Origin of the sequence: Parvularcula maris (assembly GCF_024505085.1) — a bacterium.
Lineage (GTDB): Bacteria > Pseudomonadota > Alphaproteobacteria > Caulobacterales > Parvularculaceae > Parvularcula > Parvularcula maris.
In genome coordinates, this window is record NZ_JANIBC010000039.1 from 1 (window position 1) to 1,126 (window position 1,126).

Sequence of the window (1,126 nt, forward strand, 5' to 3'; positions counted from 1 at the left end):
AGCCAGACCCGCCATCGAGACCGGCTGGTTCGAGCTGTCCGAGACATAGCTCCTCCAGCCATCGTCCATGACGTTGTCCAAGGGGGAAAGTTATGCATTTCGCTGTCGTTTTATAGTACTCTTACGCTACTTTTCCACCTCGGAGGCATCGTCGGCCTCTCGAGGATAAGATGACTTTATAAACGACCATGAATAGCCCACTGCGCAAATAGTTAATATGATAGCTGCTACGCCAACCTGCACCCAATTCATTTTTAATACGAATGCAAGAATAGAACAAGAGATACCTATAACGATAAACTGTTGAATGGCTAGCTTTAGCATCCGGTGCCTATATCACAGAACGAAGGATCTTGATTAGCCACCTGGTTCAACATACCTCCGGCAACCCCAGCGGTAGCTTCAATATTCTGTTCAACGCTTTTTTTGAGGGTTACGCGACCGGCATCAGATAATTCTTGTCCAGCTTCGGCGACCATAACATTTGCCTTCATCACACCAACTGCTCCACCAAGTACCGAGCCGGCACCCGCTGACACCGCAATTTGTTTGCCATCAAAACCGTTACCCGCAATTGCTTGGTTCGTTTGCAACCCGGTCTCTGCAATCGCAGCCCCGGCACCACCAGCTACCAGTCCGCCTACACCGGTACTTACTCTGGTACTCCGCGTTACCTGCAGCAACCCTTTAGTCACAGCCCCTCCCGCGCGAGCCCCCAATCCGACACCCACTGCTCCTGTTCCACCTGCTACTGCCATCCTTATCACGATCTCCCCCGCCCCGATGCTTCTGGTCCGGCTTTCTACAGCCAATGCTGCTCCTTCGATGGCCATATTTAATGCGGCTCCGAAGATACCGAACTCGCCATCAGGGTCCGTCACATTGATAGGATCATTATAGGCATATCCATACCGACCGAACATGTCCGGCCTATCGGGTCCGAACTGTACCGGATCGGTACTCAGGAACCGTCCCACCTTCCCTTCGTAGAACCTGGCCTGCATGTAGGTAAGCCCTGTCTGGGTATCCTCCACGTGCCCTGTGAACCCTGGCTGGTTGTCGTTGGCGGCATGTGAGGTCAGCTTCTCGCCGTAGGGGTAGTACTCCTCCCGCCACTTGAAGGCGC

At 53.2% G+C, this 1,126-nt stretch carries 1 protein-coding gene; it reads right to left on the bottom strand.

Features of this window, described 5'->3' with window-relative positions; genetic code table 11:
• Positions 1–317: 317 nt before the first annotated feature.
• On the bottom strand, positions 318–1,126 hold an 809-nt coding region (locus NOG11_RS14850; protein ID WP_256620598.1), incomplete at its 5' end, for an RHS repeat-associated core domain-containing protein.